Genomic DNA, 17,465 nt, shown 5'->3' on the forward strand with positions numbered 1-17,465 from the left:
CGTACCGACTCCGTCGACGGTGCGGGACAGCGAGGCGAGCGCCCCGCTGCGGGTCGTTCATGCGGCGAAGGACGCCGAACTGCTGATGCGTTGTCCTGGCAGCCCGTCGAACAGCCTGGCCGAGCCACGGGGCCGCCACAGCGGTACCGGGCCGGCGCCGGGCACGGGGTCGAGCGCCAGTGCGGCCGCCTGTTCCGCGGAGTCGAACGCCCGCTGGACGACCATCGCGTTGGCCACGCTCTGCGCAACGCTGCCGACCGGCCGGACGCCGAACTGCACGGCATCGGCGAAGTCGAGGAGCTCCCCGCGGTAGCCGTTGTCGATCCCGCGGAAGACGGTCGTGTGGGTGGTGGCGTCGGCGCTGCTACGTGTCACGCGGCGCTCCGCATCGGATCCGGCGAGCACGAGCACACCCGCGGTGCCGTACAGCCGCATGTCGTGGGATTCGGGTGGCACGGGGATTTCGAGGTAGGACGCGGTGTAGCTGCCGATGGCGCCTCCGGTGAAGACGAGGGTGAGCGCGAGGTCCGACGGGGCCTCGATCGTGCTGTTGGCCGCCTGCACGGCACCGTGCACCCGCGCGATGTCGCCGCAGAGCAACCGGATCTGGGCGATGTGGTGCACGCCGGCGTCGAGGTGCACGCCGCCGCGGTACTGCGGCCGCTGCCGCCACGGCGTGCCGGTGAACCCGCCCGCACGGGGCACCGACCGCACGACGTGCCGCCACGCCATCAGGTGCAGACGGCCGATCGCGCCGCCGTCGAGCAAGGCGCGGGCGAAGCGGAGATCGTCGCGGTAGAAGTGGTTCTCCCCCACCAGGAACGTGCGGTCCGGGTGCCCGGCCGCCAGTGCGAGGAAAGCCGCCGCCTGCTCCGCGTCGACGCCGGCCGGTTTCTCGCAGAGCACGTCCTTGCCCGCCGCGAGCGCGTCGCGCGCCACCTCGTACAAGTGCGGGATGGGCACCGAGATCAGCACGGCGTCCACGTCGTCGCGGGCCAGCAACGCGGCCCGGTCGGCGGTGGCCAGGGCCGGATCGGTTCCGCTGTATTCGGCGAACCGGCGGCGCTGCTCGGCAGAAGAGTCGGTGAACGCGGTGACGGCGTACCGATCGGCGAGCCCGCGCAACGCCGGCCAGTGCAGCTTCTCGACCGCGAGGCCGGTGCCGATCAGCCCCAGCCGGATCGGCGGGATCGCAGGTGCCGCCATGCCTCGTCCGTCCTCGTCATCGGTTCCGGATGTCGGTCGTGCAGTGCGCTAATGCCGCCGGGCGGCCCGCTTGCTTCGCTGTTCCTTCTCCGCGAGGAGCGTGGAGTAGTTGTTGCTCAGGTGCCTGCGCATCGCCGCGCGGGCACCTTCCGGATCGCGCGCCACGAGCGCCTCGTAGATCTCCGTGTGCTGGGCGGTGGCGCGGTGCAGCCCGGCCGGCGCCTCGTTGGTGAGGCGCCGGCTGGCCGTGCCCAGCCAGCGGGCGGAATACATGATCCGGTCGAGGATGCGGTTGTCCGCCGCCCGGCAGATCTCCATGTGGAATTCGTGGTCGACTTCGAGGTAGGCCTCGGGGTCCGCCTCGAGCGCCGCCATCCGGCCGATCTCGTCCCCGAGCCGGGCCAGCGTCTCGTCGGTGATGCCGGTCGCGGCCATCGCGGCCAGTTCGGGTTCGAGCAGTGCGCGCATCTGGTGCAGTTCCTGCAGCAGCTCGTCGACGATCTCCGTGGGCAGCCACTCGATCAGCAACGGGTTCAGGTAGTCCCACTCCGCGCGGGGGCGGACGACGACCCGGCGGCCCTGGGCGACGTCGACGATGTCCAGCGAGGCAAGGATCTTGAGCGTCTCGCGCGCCACCACTCGGGAGACCCCGAACTCTTGGGAGATCTCCAGTTCCGACGGCGCCCGGCCGTCCCCGATTTCACCGCTGACGATGCGCCGGGTCAGGTGGGCCGCCACCTGCACCGGAAGAGTCCGGACCTTGACAGCGTCCGGAGACTCTTGTCTCCTTGGCATGTCATCAGCTTATAGGACAAGTGAGACATCGCGACAGTCCGTTCTTCGGCACTACCCTGCGGCAGGAGAGCAATGCGGATCGTGAAGGTGACGACGGCGGTGGTGGCCTACCACGGTCAAGCCACGCTGGTGCGGATCGACACCGACGAGGGCCTCAGCGGGTTCGGCGAGGCCAATCCCGACGCCGGCGCGGGCGCCGTCGTGGGCATGATCAACTCGTTGACGCCCCTGCTGCTCGGCGAGGACCCGCGCAACGTGGAGCGGTGCTGGGAGAAACTGCGGCGCAGCAAGGTTTTCGCGGGCGCGCAGAGCGGGGTGTTCGTGATCGCCCTGTCCGGGATCGAGCTCGCGCTGTGGGACCTCGCGGGCAAGGCCGCGGGCCAGCCGGTCCACCGGCTGCTCGGCGGGAAGTTCCGCGACCGGATCCGCCTCTACGCCGACTGCGGCGACGGCGACGACCCCGCGGGTTCGATCGCCGGGTGCGTCGACCGCGCCCAGCGGATGGTCGCCGAAGGCTTCACCGCCCTCAAGTTCGACATCGACGACCTGCACCACCCCGCCAAGTTCGACGCCTTCAACCACACGATCAACGCCGCCGAGCTGCGCTCAATGGTCGAGCGCGTGGCCGCCGTCCGGGAAGCGATCGGACCGGACGTCGACCTGGCCATCGACCTGCACGCCCGCTACGACGTGCCGAGCGCGTGCCGGATCTCGTGGGAGCTCGAGCCGTTCCACCTGATGTGGCTCGAGGAGCCGCTGCCGGCGGAGAACGTCGACGCGCTGGTGCGGGTGCGCGAACAGACCCGCACGCCCATCTGCGCGGGAGAAAACCTTTACCTGCGCTGGGGTTTCCGCGACCTGCTCGAACGCGGTGCCGTGGACGTCATCGAGCCGGACGTCCCGAAGTGCGGCGGCCTCGCCGAGGCCAAGAAGATCGCCAACCTCGCGGAGCTGCACTACATCCCGTTCGCGCCGCACCTGGTGTCGACACCGCTGGGCACGATGGCCACCTCGCACCAGTGCGGGGCGATCCCCAACTTCCTCGTCCAGGAATGGCACGCCCTCGAGGAGCGCGCGGTGTGGGACAGCTACGTCCACGCCCCCGACGGGAGCGGCTCGATCGTCAAGGACGGCTACATCACGCTGCCCGACACCCCCGGCATCGGCGTGGAGCTCGACCTGGACGGCGTCCGGGCCCACGCCGTCGCGGGCTACGGGGTGTTCGAGTAGCGGAGCCGGCGAGGAGGGAGGTGCCTTTCGCACCCCCCTCCCCACGACCCGGCTCACTCCGAGCGCAGTGTGTCCAATCGGGTCACTTGCCGCAGCAACGGCATGGTCAGCGCGGTCACCAGCAGGACCGCCGCCACCGTCGTCCCCGCCAGGGCAAGCAGCACCGGGACGTCGATGATCATCGGCCGGTCCGCCAGCCGCAGGATCGGCGCGGTCAGCCCGAGCCCCGCCGCGACCGCCAGCACCACGCCGACCACCACCGGGATCCCGGTCTGCCACAGCGCCCCGCGCGCCAGCACCCCGATCGGCACGCCGGCCGCGGACAGCGCCGCGAGCGGCCGCCGCCGTTCGCTGATCTGCTCGATCGACAGCATCAGCAGGCTCATCGCGGCCACCGCCAGCACGAACAGCGAGGCAGTGATCAGCAGTGAACGGAAGCTGTCCACCATCCGGTTGTCGCTGGCGAGGTAGTCGCTGAAGTAGTCGCTCTTGTCGGCCGTGGCGTTCCACGCGAGCGGCTGGAGGGCTCGCGCGACGGTGTCGGTCAGCGTCTGCGCGTCGCCGGTGCCCGACAGGTAGACGGAGACCGACGAGGCCGGCAGCGCGAGCCCGCCGAGGGCGCCCGGCGTGACGAGCAGGGTGCCGTCCGCCACTCGCGCGGTGTCGCCCGACTGCACCACCTTCGTGCCGGCCGGCACCGTCCACTCCGGACCGTCCACCGGGCCCGTGCGGGACCTGCTCTGCAACCGCACCCGGCCGGCGGGGGCCGTCAGCCCCGGCGCCGACGCCAGGTAGAAGGCGTCGCCGTCGGCGCAGCCGCCGATGTCGGCAGCCGCCTTGAGCGCCACGCAGTCGCCGATCAAGCCGTAGCTCCGTTCCGTCCCGGACCGGAACACGACGGCCCTGGACGTGTGCGTCCCGGTCACCCCGGCCACCGATCCCGCCAGCTTGAGGACCTCGGCCTCGTGCTGGGAGGTCGTCATGACCCGCACCGGCACCGCGGCCAGGCCCACCGGCTGGGTCCAGTACCGGTTTCCGGCGGACAGCGAGGACACCACCCCCTGGGTCAGGATCGCGCCGGCCAGCACGACCACCAGGCCGGAGACCACGCGGCTGGCCGTGCCGCTGTCCAGTTGCAGCCGCCGGATCGCGAGCTGCCACGACGGCGAACCGCCGCGCAGCCGCGCCACGAGCCACTCGACCAGCCACGGGAGCAGCGTCGTGACACCCACCAGCAGGAACACGCTGCCCGCCGCGAGCGCCAGCCCGGCGGCGGTGTCGCCCTCCCCGCGATCGAACGCCAGGGTGGCCGCCAGGAACAGCACGCCGATCGCGGTGATCGCCCAGCGCCACCACATCCGCCGCCGCACCGGCTTGCCCTGGCGGACCACGCCGAGCGGTTCCACGATGGTGCGGCGCAGCCCGAACAGCGCGGAACCGATCGCGAGCCCCGGCACCAGCAGCACGATCACCACGACCAGCGGCCACGACGGGACGAAGTCCTGCGGGAAGATCCGCAGGCCGAACGGCAGGATGTCCGCGACGAACGTGCGCAGCACGGCGAAGAAGCCGACGCCGGCCGCGAGCCCGATCACCGCCCCGACCAGCGACTCCGCCGCCGCGACCCGCTTGACCTGCCGCGCGTCGAGACCGATCAGCCGCAGCGCGGCGAGCCGGCGTTCCCGTTGCGCCGCACCCATCCGCGACGCGGTGGTCACGAAGATCAGCAACGGCAGCAGCAGGACGGCCGCGATCGGCAGGATGATGCCCAGCATCGCCGCCGACAGCCCGACCCCGGTGTACGGCCGGCCGAACGCGTAGACCTGGGTGGCGTCGGCGCCTTCGGCCTCGATCTTCGCGGCCGGCGCCCCGTAGTACGCGGTGAGGTCACCGGCGCCGGAGACGCCCTCCCTCGAGATCCGGCCGGTGACCGGCCCCGGCAGATAGGCCGCCCAGGACGCGCCTTCGGCCGAGGCCAGTTTCGCGGCGAGCTCCGGTGACACGAGCAGCTCGCCCGGCGCGGGCAGCCTGCCGACGCCCGGCGGCAGCGGCGAACTCGGCCCGGTCGGCGCGACCGCGGTGACCTTGAGGATGCGCTCGCCGATCGACGGGAACCAGTCGTAGGTCAGCAGCGGGGCGACGCCCGCGCGCGCCTCGGTGACCGGCTTGATCGCCGCCGCCCGCTCCGCCTGCGCGCCGATCAGGTGGTGAACCGCCGCCGCGGGCAGCAGGACGGCGACCGCGAGCGCGATCCCGAACGCGGTCATCGCCAGGCGCAGCAGCGCCGCGCCGGACATCCGGCCGCCCCCGACGGCCAGCCGGAGTCCCAGCGCGAGATCCCGCATCATGCGACCAGCTCCCGGTCGACCGTGCGCCCGTCGAGCACCGTGATTTCCCGGTCCGAGTAGGCGGCCACCCGCGGCTCGTGGGTCACCAGCACGACCGCGGCGTGCGTTTCCCGCGCCGCCTGCGTGAGCATCTGCATGACCTTCTCGCCGTTGAGCGAGTCGAGCGCGCCGGTCGGCTCGTCGGCGAAGACCACCTTCGGCCCCGTCACCAGCGCCCGCGCCACCGCGACCCGCTGCGCCTGCCCGCCGGACACGTCGCCGGGGCGGCGCTTCGCCAGCCCGTCGACCTCCAGCCGGGCGAGCCATTCGCCCGCCTTGGCCTCGGCCTGCTTCCGCTTGGCGCCGGTCAGCCGCAGCGGAAGCGCGACGTTCTCGAGGCAGGACAGCTCGGGCACCAGCTGGCCGAACTGGAACACGAAGCCGAAGTCGGTGCGCCGCAACGCACTCCGCCCCTTGTCGTCCATCCCGACGAGGTCGGCACCGCGGTAGGCGATGGTGCCCGCGTCCGGCCGGATGATGCCGGCCAGGCAGTGCAGCAGCGTCGATTTGCCGGACCCGGACGAGCCCATGATCGCGAGCACCTCCCCCGCCCTGACGGACAGCGCCGCCCCGTCGAGCGCCCGTGTCGGGCCGAACGACTTGTGCAGGTCCTTGCCGACGAGCAACGGCGTTCCCGGCCCGGTCATCAGCGCACCGCCTTGCCGAGTTCGCCGAGGCGCGCGGCGGTGAGCTCCAGCCACCGCAGGTCCGCCTCGAGGTGGAACAGCGCGTGATCGCAGATCAGCTGATCGGCGAGGTCGCCTCCGTTCTTGCGTTTGGTGAGCGCCCGCATCACGTTCAGGTGCTCGCCGCGCTGGACGTCGAGCACGTCGGCGGCGCTACGCCCGGACAGCAGGGCGAGCACCACCTTCGTGTAGAGCGTGTTCTGCAGGTACGGCTGAGGGCTTTCCGGCGTGCGCAGCCACGTCTCGACGTCGGTGATGCCCGCGTCGGTGATCGTGTACCGCTTCCGATCCGGCCCGTCGCCGCTCTCGACGCCCGCCACCTCGACCATGCCGTTGCGCAGCAGCCGTGACAACGTCGAATAGACCTGGCCGTAAGCCAGCGGGCGGTCCTGCCCGAACTGCTCGTCGTACGCCCGTTTCAGGTCGTAGCCATGCCGCGGCCCGGTTTCGAGCAACGCGAGCAAGGTATGCGAAATCGACATGCCCCTGATCCCTCCTCGCCCCCCGGAGTCCGGGGACTGAAGATCACTATACCCGAAGTGTATACCCGGCGTGTATACCACCTGATAAGTGCCGCGCGTCACATCGCGACGCTGTCACAGGGGCGGGCGCGGCGACATCTCGTGGTTGTTCGACCCCGGGGACGAGGTCGACCTGAAAACCGCCGAGCCAGGAGGACCGACATCATCCGCATCACGATCTTCGGAGCCAACGGACCGACCGGACGCCTGCTCACCGAGCAAGCGCTTACCGCCGGTCACCAGGTCACCGCCGTCACCCGGCAACCGGACACGTTTCCGCTGCGGCACAGCCGGCTCCGGGTGCTCGGCGCCGACGTGCTCGACCCGGATGCCGTCGACGCCGCCGTCGCGGGCCGGCACGCGGTCCTGTCCACCCTCGGGGTGCCCCCGAGCCGAAAGCCGATCACGACGTACTCGCGCGGTACCGCCACCATCGTCGCGGCGATGCGCCGGCACGACGTGCGCAGGCTCGCCGTGGTCAGTTCGAGCGGAGTCGACCCGCGGCCCTACTCCGACGGCGGATTCCTGTTCAACCGGGTACTCCTGCCGTACGTGACCCGGGTGCTGGGCAAGACGCTGTACGACGACATGCGCCGCATGGAAACCCTCGTCCGCGCCAGTGACCTGGACTGGACGATCGTGCGCCCGAGCGGGCTCTACCACCTGCCGGCGCCCACTGACCACCTGATCACCGAAGGCCACGCCGACGGCAGGTTCACCGCCCGCGCCGACCTCGCGGCCGGTCTGCTGAACCTGGTGAGCGGCAACCGATACCTCCGCAGCACCGTCGGCATCGTGACCACCACCGACAATCCCACCCTCCGCCAATGGTTGCGCCACAACGCATCCACTTCACACCGGCTTGACCGGGCGCAGGATCCCGGCCCGTTCCGGGGATCCTCCGACACGGGGGTGACTGACCCGCTAGGGTGACCCGGTCGATGTTGATCTAGCAACTGGGTGGTTACTGTGGGGAAAATCCGACGTCTGGCAACGACCGCGACCGGTGTCGTCGCAGGGGTGGCGATGGCGGCCGGGCCGGCCTCGGCAGCGACGTCCTCGACGGATCTTCCCGAGGGGATGACCGCGAGCTACTTCGTCGTCGATCAGGAGACCGGCGCGACCTTCGGTTCCGACGAGCACAAGCAGTACCGTTCGGCCTCGCTGGTCAAGCTGTTCATCGCCCTCGACTACCTCGAATCGCACGGCCCCGACTGGGAGATCCCGGCCGACGACCTGGCACTGCTCCAGCCGATGCTGCGCTCCAGCAACGACGACGCCGCCAGCACGCTGTGGGTTCGCGACGGCTGGGAGGAGATCGTCAAGCGGATGGTCACCAAGATCGGGCTCACCGACACCGCGCCGCCCACCGCCCGTGGCAAGTGGGGTTACACCGCGATCAGCGCCGCGGACATCGCCAAGACCTACCAGTACATCCAGCACCAGGCGCACCCCAAGTACCGCGACTTCATCATGAGCAACCTGGCGCAGTCGACCAAGTGCGGTTCGGACCGCTTCGACCAGTCGTTCGGCCTCCCGAGCGCGGTGGCCGGGCCGAAGGCGGTCAAGCAGGGGTGGTCCGGTTTCGGCGCCGCGCCCGCGCCGGGTCAGGAATGCACGGAAACCGACGCCCGCGTGCTGCGCGTGCTGCGTTCGCCGGAGGTCAAGGCGGCCGCCGCGGTCGCGTCCAGCGGCGAAGGCACGACCGGCGCCCAGGACATCGACCTGACCAGCCGCGCCATGCACACGAGCGGCACCGTGGGCCCGGACAACGAGAAGATCGTGGTGGTGCTGACCCTGGAGCCGACCACGCTGTCCTGGCAGGACTCCGCCGGCCGGATCACCGACCTCACCCGGGACGTCTACCTCCAGTCCGCACTCTGACGGCACTCTGAAGTTCGTGAAGGCCACCTTCAGGAACTACAAGTTCCTCAAGGTGGCCTTCACGAAGTTTCCGCGGCGGGGGCCGGCCGGAGATCCAGCAGGTAGCGGGCCAGCTCGGCGACCGTGGGCCGGTCGAAGACGACGGTGGCGGGCAGGTCGATGCCCGCCAGCCCGGCGATCCGGGTGCGCAGCTCGATCACGGTGAGCGAATCGAAGCCGAGTTCCGGGAACGGCTGGTCGTCGGCGATCACGGCGGCGTCCGGGTGGCCCAGGACCGCGGCGACCTCCGCGCGCAGCAGCTCGCGCAGCTCCGGCCCGGCCGGGTTCTCCGGCCAGCTCTGCCGCGCGGGGGCGACGCGGCGGGCCGGACCGCCGGTCGGCGGCGCCATCGACGCCGCCGGGTCGAACCGGACCGGTACCAGCACGGGTTCGGCCGAGCCGAGCGCGGCGTCGAACAGCGCCAGGCCCTGCTCGGCGGTCAGCCCCTCGACGCCGGACGCCCGCATCCGCCGCCGGGCGGTGGCCGAGATCCGGTCACCCAGACCGGTGCCGAGCTCCCACAGCCCCCAGGCCAGGGACAACGCGGGCAGTCCCGCCGCGCGGCGGCGGCACGCCACGGCGTCCAGCACCCGGTTCGCGGCCGCGTAGTTGGCCTGCCCGGCCTTGCCGAACACGCCGGCGACCGAGGAGAACAGGACGAAGGCCGTCAGCGGCAGGTGCCGGGTCACCTCGTCGAGGACCAGCGCCGCGTCCGCCTTGGGGCGCAGCACGACGTCCAGGCGTTCCGGCGTCTGGGCCGCCAGCACTCCGTCGTCGACCACGGCCGCGCTGTGCACGACCGCCGTCAACGGCGGATCGCAGCTGCCGACCAGGCGCACCACGGTGGCCCGGTCCGCCACGTCGGCCGCGACGATCCGCACGTCCGCCCCGAGTTCCCGCAGGGACGCGAGCAGTTCTCCGGCGCCGGGCGCCGCCGGCCCGCTCCGGCTCACCAGCAGGAGGTGCCGGACGTCGTGCTCGGTGACGAGGTGCCGGGCCAGCACGGCACCGAGCGCTCCGGTCCCGCCGGTGATCAGGACCGTCCCGCCCGGGTCGATCGGCCGCGCCGGCGCCGGGGCGGCGCGCGCGATCCGCAGGACGTGCGGCACTCCGTCGCGGACGGCGATCTGCGGCTCCGCACCGCCGCCGGCGAGGCCCGCCACCCGCGTCACCGGGAATCCCGGCTCGAGGTCGACCAGGCCGATCCGGCCGGGGTGTTCCGCCGCGGCCGCGCAGCCCAGTCCCCACGCCGCCGCGGCGGCCGGGTCGGGATCGGGGCCGGTCGCGTTGCGGGTGACCAGGAGCAGCCGGTCGCCGCTGCCCTGCCAGTCGTGGAGAACGGCGAGCGCGTGACCGGCCGCCGCGCGCACGTCACCCGGCGCGATTTCGATGGTCCGGACCGGTTCCGAAGGCGCCACCGCCGCCACCGGCGGCATCGGAATCCACTGTGGACGGTAAAGCATCGTGTCGGGCGCCGCCATCGGCCGGGTCGTCAGCGTTTCGATGCCGGCCGTCGGGTTCCCGGCCTCGTCGTACAGCGTGACGCGGACCGCGCCGACACCGAGGCGGACGCCGTGTACCCGGGCCCGCCGCGCCCCGGGCGCGTAGACCTCGACACCGCTCCAGAGGAACGGCACCCGCGGCTCGGCCGCCGGCCCCTCGGCCAGCGCGGTCGCGTGCACGGCCGCGTCCAGCAGGACCGGGTGCACTTCGAACCGGCCCCCGACGTCCGGCGGCAGCTCGACCTCGGCGAAGAACTCCTCGTCGCGCAGCCACAACCGGTGCACGACTTGGAAAGCGGGCCCGTAGGCGTGCGCGCGGTAAGCCTCGGCGACGTCGGCTTCCCCGGCCCCGGCCGGCGGCCACTCACCCGTCCGAGCGGGCGGGAGCGGGCCGCGCGGGCGCAGCTTCCCCCCGGCGTGCCTGCGCCAGTGCTTCTCGTCGCGGGCCCGGGCGTAGACGTCGATCCTCGGTTCGTCCACGACGACCTGGACGTGGACGTCCTCGGTGTTCAGGCGCAGCGGGGCTTCGATCGCCAGTTCCTCGATGCCCGCACCGCCGGCGTGCAGGGCCAGCTCGGCGAACAGCGTCCCGGGTACCAGCACGGATCCGCCGACGACGTGGTCGGCGAGCCACCGGTGGCGGCGGACGCCGAGCGAGCCGCCGTGCACGACCCGCGGCGAGTCGGGCGCTTCCAGCGGCGGACCCAGCACGGCGTGGTCGGCACCGGCCTGCTCCGGGGACTGCGGGTCCAGCCAGTACCGGGTGCGCTTGAACGGATAGGTGGGCAGCGGCGTGATCCGCGCGCCCGAGCCGGCGAACACCGCGGGCCAGGCGACCCGGACGCCTGCCGTGTGCACCGCGCCCGCCGCGGCCAGTACCCCGGTGCCCGACATCGTGGCCGGCACGGTCGGCAGGACGTCGGCGGTCAGGCGGCCGAGCACCGGCGCCGGGCCGATCTCGAGGCCGACGGCCGGGCCGGGCGTCGCGGCCGTGGCGAGCGCGTCGGCGAACCGCACGGTCGAGCGGGCGTGCCGCCGCCAGTGGCCCGGCTCGATCTCCTCGACCGGTTCGCCGGTCACGCACGAGACGAGCGGAAGGGTGGGACGGTGGTGCTTCAGCCGGGCCGCGAGCTCGTGGAACTCGTCGAGCATCGGCTCCAGCAGCGGCGAATGGAAGGCGTGGCTGACCCGCAGGAGCGTCCCGCCGCCGAAGCGTTCGGCGAGCGCCGTCGTCGCGGCCGTCTCCCCGGAGAGCACCACCGACCGCGGCCCGTTGACCGCCGCGACGGCCACGGTGTCACCCACGAACGGAGCCACGTCCGCCTCGGTGGCCTCGACGGCGATCATCACGCCGCCGCCGGGCAGTGCGGCCATGAGCCGGCCACGCGCCGCCACGAGTGTCGCCGCGTCCGCCAGTGACAGCACTCCGGCGACGTGTGCGGCGGTGATCTCGCCGATCGAATGGCCCAGCAGGACGTCGGGGCGCAGGCCCCACGACTCGAACAACCGGTACTGGGCGACGCCGAAGGCGAACAGCGCGGCCTGTGCGTGGTCGGTGCGGTCCAGCGCTTCCCCGCCGGCGAAGGCGACGTCACGCACGCCGCCGCCCACGGCTTCGCAGGCCTCGTCGAAGGCGTCGGCGAAGACCGGGAACCGCTCGGCCAGCTCCCGGCCCATCCCGGTCCGCTGCGCACCCTGCCCGCCGAACAGCACGGCCAGCCGGGTGCCCCGGACGGTCCGGCCGCGCACCCGCCCCTCGGCGACGGCGCGCAGGGCCTCCCGGTTCGCCGCGGGCACCAGCACGCGGTGGGACAGGGGCGTCCGCCGGGCGAGGCTGTAAGCGACGTCGACGGTGTCGGGCGCCGCGGCCAACCCGGCCGCGACGAGCCGGAGCGCGTCTCCGTCCGCGGCGCTGAGCAGCCAGGGCGCCGCGGGGAACGGTTGCCGGGCCGCAGGTTCCGACGGTGGCGCCTCCTCGACGATCGCGTGCGCGTTGGTGCCGCCGATCCCGAAGGCCGACACCCCGGCCCGGCGGACCCGATCCGTGCGCGGCCACGGCCGGGCTTCCGCCAGCAGGGCCACGCCGCCCGCCGACCAGTCGACGTGCGGGCTCGGTTCGTCCGCGTGGAGCGACGGCGGCAGCTGCTCGTGCTGCAACGCCGTCACCACCTTGATCACGCCGGCGATCCCGGCGGCGGCCTGGGTGTGCCCGATGTTCGACTTCACCGAGCCGAGCCGCAGCGGCTCCCGGCGCGGGCCGCGCCCGTACGCCGCCATCAGCGCGTCCGCCTCGATCGGGTCGCCCAGCGGCGTTCCCGTGCCGTGCCCTTCGACGGCGTCGACGTCCGCCGCGGTCAGCCCCGCGTCCGCGAGCGCCGCCGCGATCAGGGCCTGCTGGGCGCGTCCGCTGGGCGCAGTCAGGCCGTTCGACGCGCCGTCGGCGTTCACCGCGGTGCCGCGCAGCAGGGCCAGCACCGGGTGCCCGTTCCGGCGGGCGTCGGAGAGCCGTTCCAGCAGGATCACCCCGGCGCCCTCCGACCACGCGGTGCCGTCCGCTCCGGCCGCGTAGGACCGGCAGCGGCCGTCCGGGGAGAGGCCGCGCTGGCGGCTGAAGGCCAGGAAGGTCCGCGGGGTGGCCATCACCGTGGCGCCGCCGGCGACCGCGAGCGAACACTCTCCCTCGCGCAGCGCTTTCACGGCCAGGTGCAGCGCGACCAGCGACGACGAGCAGGCCGTGTCGACGGTGAGGGCCGGCCCGGTGAGCCCGAAGGTGTAGGAGATCCGGCCCGAGGCGACCGCGTGCGAGGACCCGATGCCCAGCCACGCCTCGAGTTCGTGGTGGGTGGTGAACCGGCTCGCGTAGTCCTCGTTCATGACGCCGACGAACACGCCCGTGTCGCTGCCGCGCAGCGTCGCGACGTCGATGCCGGCCCGCTCGAACGCCTCCCAGGACGTTTCCAGCAGCAGCCGCTGCTGCGGGTCGGTCGCCAGGGCCTCCCGCGGGGAGATGCCGAACATCCCGGCGTCGAAGTCCGCGAACCCGTCGAGGAACCCGCCGCGGCGGGTCACCGAGTGCCCGATCCGGTCCGGATCCGGGTCGTACAACCCCGCCACGTCCCAGCCGCGGTCGGCGGGGAACTCTCCCGTCGCGTCCACCCGGTCCGCCACGAGCCGCCACAGGTCCTCCGGCGAGCGCACCCCGCCGGGGAACCGGCACGCCATCGCCACGACGGCGATCGGTTCCGCGGACGGCACCGGGCCCGCCCGCGGCGGCTCCACCGGGCTCGCCGAGCCGAGCCGCGTCAGCTCGGCGATCACGGCGCGCGGGGTGGGAAAGTCGTAGATCAGGGAGTGCGGGACGGGCACCCCGGTCAGCGCGGTGATCCGGTGCCGGAACTGCACTCCGGCCAGCGAGGACAACCCGAGGTCGGTGAAGGGCCGGTCCTGCCACCCGTCGCCGCCGTCGTGTCCGCACAGGGTCGTCAGCTCGGCCCGCACCAGCGCGGTGAGATCCGGCTGCCGCGGCGCGCTCGCCAAGGCGGTGCGCCTCGGTTTGCCCGACGCCGTCCGCGGGATGGCGTCGATTTCGAGGTAGGCCACCGGCACCTTGTGGAGCGAAAGCCGGCCGAGGCAGAGGCGACGCAGCTCTTCGGGGTCGAAGCCGTCCGGCCCGGCGACCACGAACGCCACCGGCACCTGCCCGACGACGTCGTCGGGCCGGCCGGTGACGAGGACCTCCCGCACCGAAGGGGATTCCTCCAGCACGGCCTCGATCTCGGTCGGGTGGACGTTCTGGCCGCCGCAGACGATGACGTCGTCGACCCGGCCGTCGAGCACCAGGCGGCCGCCTTCGAACCGGCCGGCATCACCGGTGTGGTACCAGCCGTCCCGCAACGGCGACGCCGGCTGCCCGTGGTAGCCCAGCATCAGGCCCGGGCCGCGGACGAGCACCTCCCCCGCGTCGATCCGGACCTCCATGCCGGGCACCGGGACCAACCCTGGTGCGCCGGGTCGCTCCACCGCGACCTTCCCGCCCGTCTCGGTGCTCCCGTAGCCGTCGACGAGGGGCAGCCCGAACAGCTCCCGGACCGCGGTGCGGGTGGCCGGCGTGCACGGCGCACCGCCGGTCAGGCACAGCCGCGGCGAGCCGACCGGGCCATCGGTCTCCTGGCGGAGCCGGAGGTAGGTGGCCGGCACTCCGGCGAGCACGCAGCCCGGGTAGCGGGCGAGCAGCTCCGGCGAGCAGCCGTCGGCGAGCCGGGTGTGGGCGCCGAGCGCGATCGTGGCGGTGAAAGCGAGCGAAAGGGCGTAGGCGTGGTGAAGCGGCAGCGGCCACAGCACGGTGTCCCCGGCGTCGAGCCCGAACACGGGGACGTAGGAGGCGGCGGTCGACCACAGCATCGCGCGTTGCGAAAGGAGAACGCCTTTCGGCCGCCCGGTGGTGCCGGAGGTGTAGAGCAGCCAGGCGGGTTCGTCCAGCCCGAGCTCGTCCCGCGGCGGTCCCGCCTCAGCCGGCGGCGGATCCTCGACGAAGAGCACCCGCAGGCCCGGCCGGGCCTGCCGCAGGCGTTCCGCCACGGCGGCGTGCCGCGTCTCGGTGACGAGGAGCGTCGCCCCCGAGTCGGCGGCGAGGTGGGCGAGCTCGGCTTCGGTCGACCGCACGCTCACCGGCACCCCGACGGCCGCTGCCCGCAGCACCGCCAGGAGGGACACGACGAACTCGACCCGGGTGCCGACGTGGATCAGCACCCGATCGCCCCGGGACACCCCCAGCCCCGCGGCGAAGTCCGCACTGGCGCGGGCCAGCTCACCGTAGGTCAGCGTCCGCCGGTCGTCGGAGTAGGCGGGGCGTTCGGCGGGGTGCGCGGACAGCGCGGTCAGCAGCGGCCTGATGAACTCGGCCCGGATTTCCTCCACTGCTCCGGGTATACCGCAACCGACCGCCCCGCCGCCCGCACCGCGTGTGTGTTCGGGCAGCAAGACTGCCTTGGGCGGTCAGGACCCGGGGCCGGACTAGTAACTCAGCCAGGTCCCGATCGGGGCCCGCTGCCCGACGCCCGGCCGGCTGTAGTCGCACACCCCGCCGGGGAACGCCGCCCGCAGCCGCTGCCGGTCCGCCGCGGTGAAGGCGACCGGGTAGTCGCGGAAGTCCAGCGGCTTCAGCCGGCACTTCAGCACGTCGAGGGCCAGGCCCTCGCCCGCGACCATCCGGGTGTTGGCGGCCACCGGGTACTGCGCGCCGCATTGCCCGCTCGCCGGGTAGGTCAGCTTCTCGGTGATCCGCGACGCGGCGGAGAGGTAGCAGCCGTCGCCGAGATCGCCCGGCCGGTTCGCCAGCACCTTCTGCTGACGGCTCCGGTGCGAGCGGTCGGCGTCGATGGCGGTCAGCCAGCGGTCCATCGCATCGAGCTCGTAGACGCTGGCGGCCGCGGCTTCGACCGCCGTGGCGTGGTTTTCGATGATGACCTGGTTGCCCGCCGTGCCGTTGGCCCGCAGAAGCCGTTGCCGCATCACGTAAGACCACTCGGTGGTGTGGATGTCGTTGCCGAACCCGGCGAGGTCGAGATCGGTCCGCTGGTCGATGATCGGCGTTTCCCGCAAGCCCTGCGACGCCGAGTTCACGATGTCGTCGGCGTACGCCGCTTCCAGGGCCTTCGGGTCGGCCGCGATCCGCTGCGGCACGGGCGTTCCGGTGTAGTCCAGGCCACCGATGGCCGCATTGAGGTCGGCGAACTGCGCCGCGGTGATCGTCCCCGCCTTCAGCGCGGCCAGGCCGTACTGCACGCCGGTGGTGTCCAGCGGGCTGCGCACGAACCCGGTCTTCGGGTCCCGGCCGAGCTGGGTGGCCAGCTGCTCGTTGGAGTTGCACTTCACCCCGCGCGGGTTGGTGACCGGATCCCACCGCGCCGGGACCGGGATGGCCGCGTTGCAGCTGCCGGTCGCGGTCGCGCGGCTGGCGAAGGTCTTGTCCCAGGACACGCAGGTGTCGTAGTTGGCGAAGCCCGCGACGGCCTGCTTCTGCGCGGCGGTGAACGACGCGCCCGGCCCGGCGAAGTACCGCTCGAGCAGGCGGCAGTCCGACACCGGGCCGCCCGTGCTCAGCGGGTCCGGGAAAGAGACGCCGGGGATGATGCCGTCGACGATGCCGGGGTAGTTCTCGGCGATGTCGTACTGCTGGATCGCCCCGCCCGAGCCACCCCAGCCGATGGTGTGCGCGACCGGGCCGTAGGTCTCGACGAAGTGCTCCTTGACCATCATCGCCGCTTCGGCCGAGATGATCGGGCTGCAGTTGTTGTCGAGCACGTTCAGGGTCGACGACGCAACCGCGTAGCCCTGGGCCAGGAACAGGTCGTTGACGACCCCGCCGGTCGAATTGCCCTGGTGGTAGCCCGCGTTGCAGCCGCCGCCGAAGGTGTAGACCAGCTTCCCGTTCCAGCTGCCTTCCGGCGCGACGGGCGACGGCGCGCCGTCGTACAGCGCCGCCATCTCGTAGACGGCGCGGTCGATCGTGCCCCGCTCGACGCGGACCACGTACGGCACCGCGTGCCCGCCGACCGTGGCCGTCGCGAGGTCCGCGGGCCGGGTCGCCGGGTCCGCCAGCGGCTTGAACGTCCCCGCCGTGGTCCGGTACTGGTAGCTCACCTGGGCCGGCGCGCTGCAGAACGGCTGCGTCGCCGCGGGCAGGCCGAACGCCTGGGTCTCGCAATAGAACGGGAGCTGCTGGGCGCCGGAGAAGACCGGCCCGGTGATCGGGTGGTTGGTGACGCGCAGGTTCGCCCGCCGGTCCGGTCCGTGTCCGCTGGTCCGGGCGCTCAGCTCGTTGGCACCGTCGCGCAGGCCGGTCACCAGGCCGAGCAGGCTGCCGTCCGGCTGGGCGCGGAAACTCGAGGTGACGTCGTGGCCGTTCGCGCTGATGGTGACCCGCCCGGCCGGCGACACCAGCCTGACCAGGACCTGTCCCCCGCTGACGAGGGCGGGCCGCGGGTTCGACACCGTCTCGATCGTCAGCTGCCGCCCCGGCGGAGTCCCGGGAGCGGCCACCGCGGTCGCGGTCCCCAGCAGGAGGACGGGCGCGGTCAGGGCCGCGACCACGGCGGATGAACGCACAGCACGGTTTGCCACCAGACCCTCCGGTCGTTCGTGGCATCGCGTCGTCGCGACACCGGGCTACTGCCCGGTATAGCACCTGCGGCACGCCCGGAACAACGTCCGGTC

General features: G+C 72.9%; 10 protein-coding genes. 3 read left to right on the top strand and 7 right to left on the bottom strand.

The genetic code is table 11. The features are described 5' to 3' along the window. Positions 1-57 precede the first annotated feature (57 nt). Both ACLJQF_RS10360 and ACLJQF_RS10365 read right to left on the bottom strand, forming a co-directional pair. Entirely contained in the window at positions 58-1,206 is a 1,149-nt protein-coding gene (locus ACLJQF_RS10360) for a Gfo/Idh/MocA family protein (protein ID WP_410608030.1), read from the bottom strand. Between the two features lie 48 nt (positions 1,207-1,254). Beyond that, positions 1,255-2,001 carry a FadR/GntR family transcriptional regulator gene (locus tag ACLJQF_RS10365; RefSeq protein WP_410608031.1) on the bottom strand — a complete coding sequence of 249 codons (747 nt, stop codon included), beginning with the start codon at positions 1,999-2,001 and terminating at the stop codon, positions 1,255-1,257. Positions 2,002-2,073: 72 nt separating this feature from the next. Between ACLJQF_RS10365 and ACLJQF_RS10370 the strand changes: the two genes are divergently transcribed. Next, a complete protein-coding gene (locus tag ACLJQF_RS10370; RefSeq protein ID WP_410608032.1) occupies positions 2,074-3,231 on the top strand; it encodes a mandelate racemase/muconate lactonizing enzyme family protein in 1,158 nt (385 codons plus the stop codon). A 53-nt stretch (positions 3,232-3,284) separates the two neighbouring features. Here the strand turns inward: ACLJQF_RS10370 and ACLJQF_RS10375 are convergent, their stop codons facing one another. Genes ACLJQF_RS10375 through ACLJQF_RS10385 form a run of 3 tightly spaced genes read right to left on the bottom strand, consistent with a single transcriptional unit; the run spans position 3,285 to position 6,786 of the window. Then, positions 3,285-5,579, bottom strand: coding sequence for an FtsX-like permease family protein (locus ACLJQF_RS10375; RefSeq protein ID WP_410608033.1), 2,295 nt, complete (start codon positions 5,577-5,579; stop codon positions 3,285-3,287). Beyond that, positions 5,576-6,265, bottom strand: coding sequence for an ABC transporter ATP-binding protein (locus ACLJQF_RS10380; protein WP_410608034.1), 690 nt, complete (start codon positions 6,263-6,265; stop codon positions 5,576-5,578). The genes ACLJQF_RS10375 and ACLJQF_RS10380 overlap by 4 nt, the downstream gene beginning before the upstream one ends. Next, positions 6,265-6,786, bottom strand: a complete 522-nt coding sequence (locus ACLJQF_RS10385; protein ID WP_410608035.1) for a PadR family transcriptional regulator — start codon at positions 6,784-6,786, stop codon at positions 6,265-6,267. The genes ACLJQF_RS10380 and ACLJQF_RS10385 overlap by 1 nt, the downstream gene beginning before the upstream one ends. Before the next feature lie 57 nt (positions 6,787-6,843). On the opposite strand from ACLJQF_RS10385, the gene ACLJQF_RS10390 reads away from it, so the two are divergent. Beyond that, positions 6,844-7,758, top strand: coding sequence for an NAD(P)-dependent oxidoreductase (locus ACLJQF_RS10390; RefSeq protein ID WP_410608036.1), 915 nt, complete (start codon positions 6,844-6,846; stop codon positions 7,756-7,758). 93 nt (positions 7,759-7,851) lie between these two features. Continuing rightward, complete coding sequence (locus ACLJQF_RS10395; RefSeq protein ID WP_410608037.1) at positions 7,852-8,709, top strand: hypothetical protein; 858 nt, start codon at positions 7,852-7,854, stop codon at positions 8,707-8,709. Positions 8,710-8,768: 59 nt separating this feature from the next. On the opposite strand, the gene ACLJQF_RS10400 is transcribed toward ACLJQF_RS10395, so the two are convergent. After that, a complete protein-coding gene (locus ACLJQF_RS10400; RefSeq protein WP_410608038.1) occupies positions 8,769-15,167 on the bottom strand; it encodes a beta-ketoacyl synthase N-terminal-like domain-containing protein in 6,399 nt (2,132 codons plus the stop codon). A gap of 96 nt (positions 15,168-15,263) precedes the next feature. Further along, positions 15,264-17,372 (bottom strand): DUF6351 family protein, encoded by a 2,109-nt coding sequence (locus ACLJQF_RS10405; protein ID WP_410608039.1) that lies wholly within the window; start codon positions 17,370-17,372, stop codon positions 15,264-15,266. Between the last annotated feature and the right edge of the window lie 93 nt (positions 17,373-17,465).

The sequence above is a fragment of the Amycolatopsis sp. lyj-109 genome (genome assembly GCF_046548995.1).
In the GTDB taxonomy this organism is placed as follows: domain Bacteria; phylum Actinomycetota; class Actinomycetes; order Mycobacteriales; family Pseudonocardiaceae; genus Amycolatopsis.

Excerpts from the sequence above, each read along its gene's own strand:
- ACLJQF_RS10395 (WP_410608037.1), top strand. The coding sequence starts at position 7,852 with ATGGCGGCCGGGCCGGCCTCGGCAGCGACGTCCTCGACGGATCTTCCC.
- ACLJQF_RS10360 (WP_410608030.1), bottom strand. The coding sequence starts at position 1,206 with ATGGCGGCACCTGCGATCCCGCCGATCCGGCTGGGGCTGATCGGCACC.
- ACLJQF_RS10365 (WP_410608031.1), bottom strand. The coding sequence starts at position 2,001 with ATGCCAAGGAGACAAGAGTCTCCGGACGCTGTCAAGGTCCGGACTCTT.
- ACLJQF_RS10385 (WP_410608035.1), bottom strand. The coding sequence starts at position 6,786 with ATGTCGATTTCGCATACCTTGCTCGCGTTGCTCGAAACCGGGCCGCGG.
- ACLJQF_RS10375 (WP_410608033.1), bottom strand. The coding sequence starts at position 5,579 with ATGATGCGGGATCTCGCGCTGGGACTCCGGCTGGCCGTCGGGGGCGGC.
- ACLJQF_RS10370 (WP_410608032.1), top strand. The coding sequence starts at position 2,074 with ATGCGGATCGTGAAGGTGACGACGGCGGTGGTGGCCTACCACGGTCAA.
- ACLJQF_RS10380 (WP_410608034.1), bottom strand. The coding sequence starts at position 6,265 with ATGACCGGGCCGGGAACGCCGTTGCTCGTCGGCAAGGACCTGCACAAG.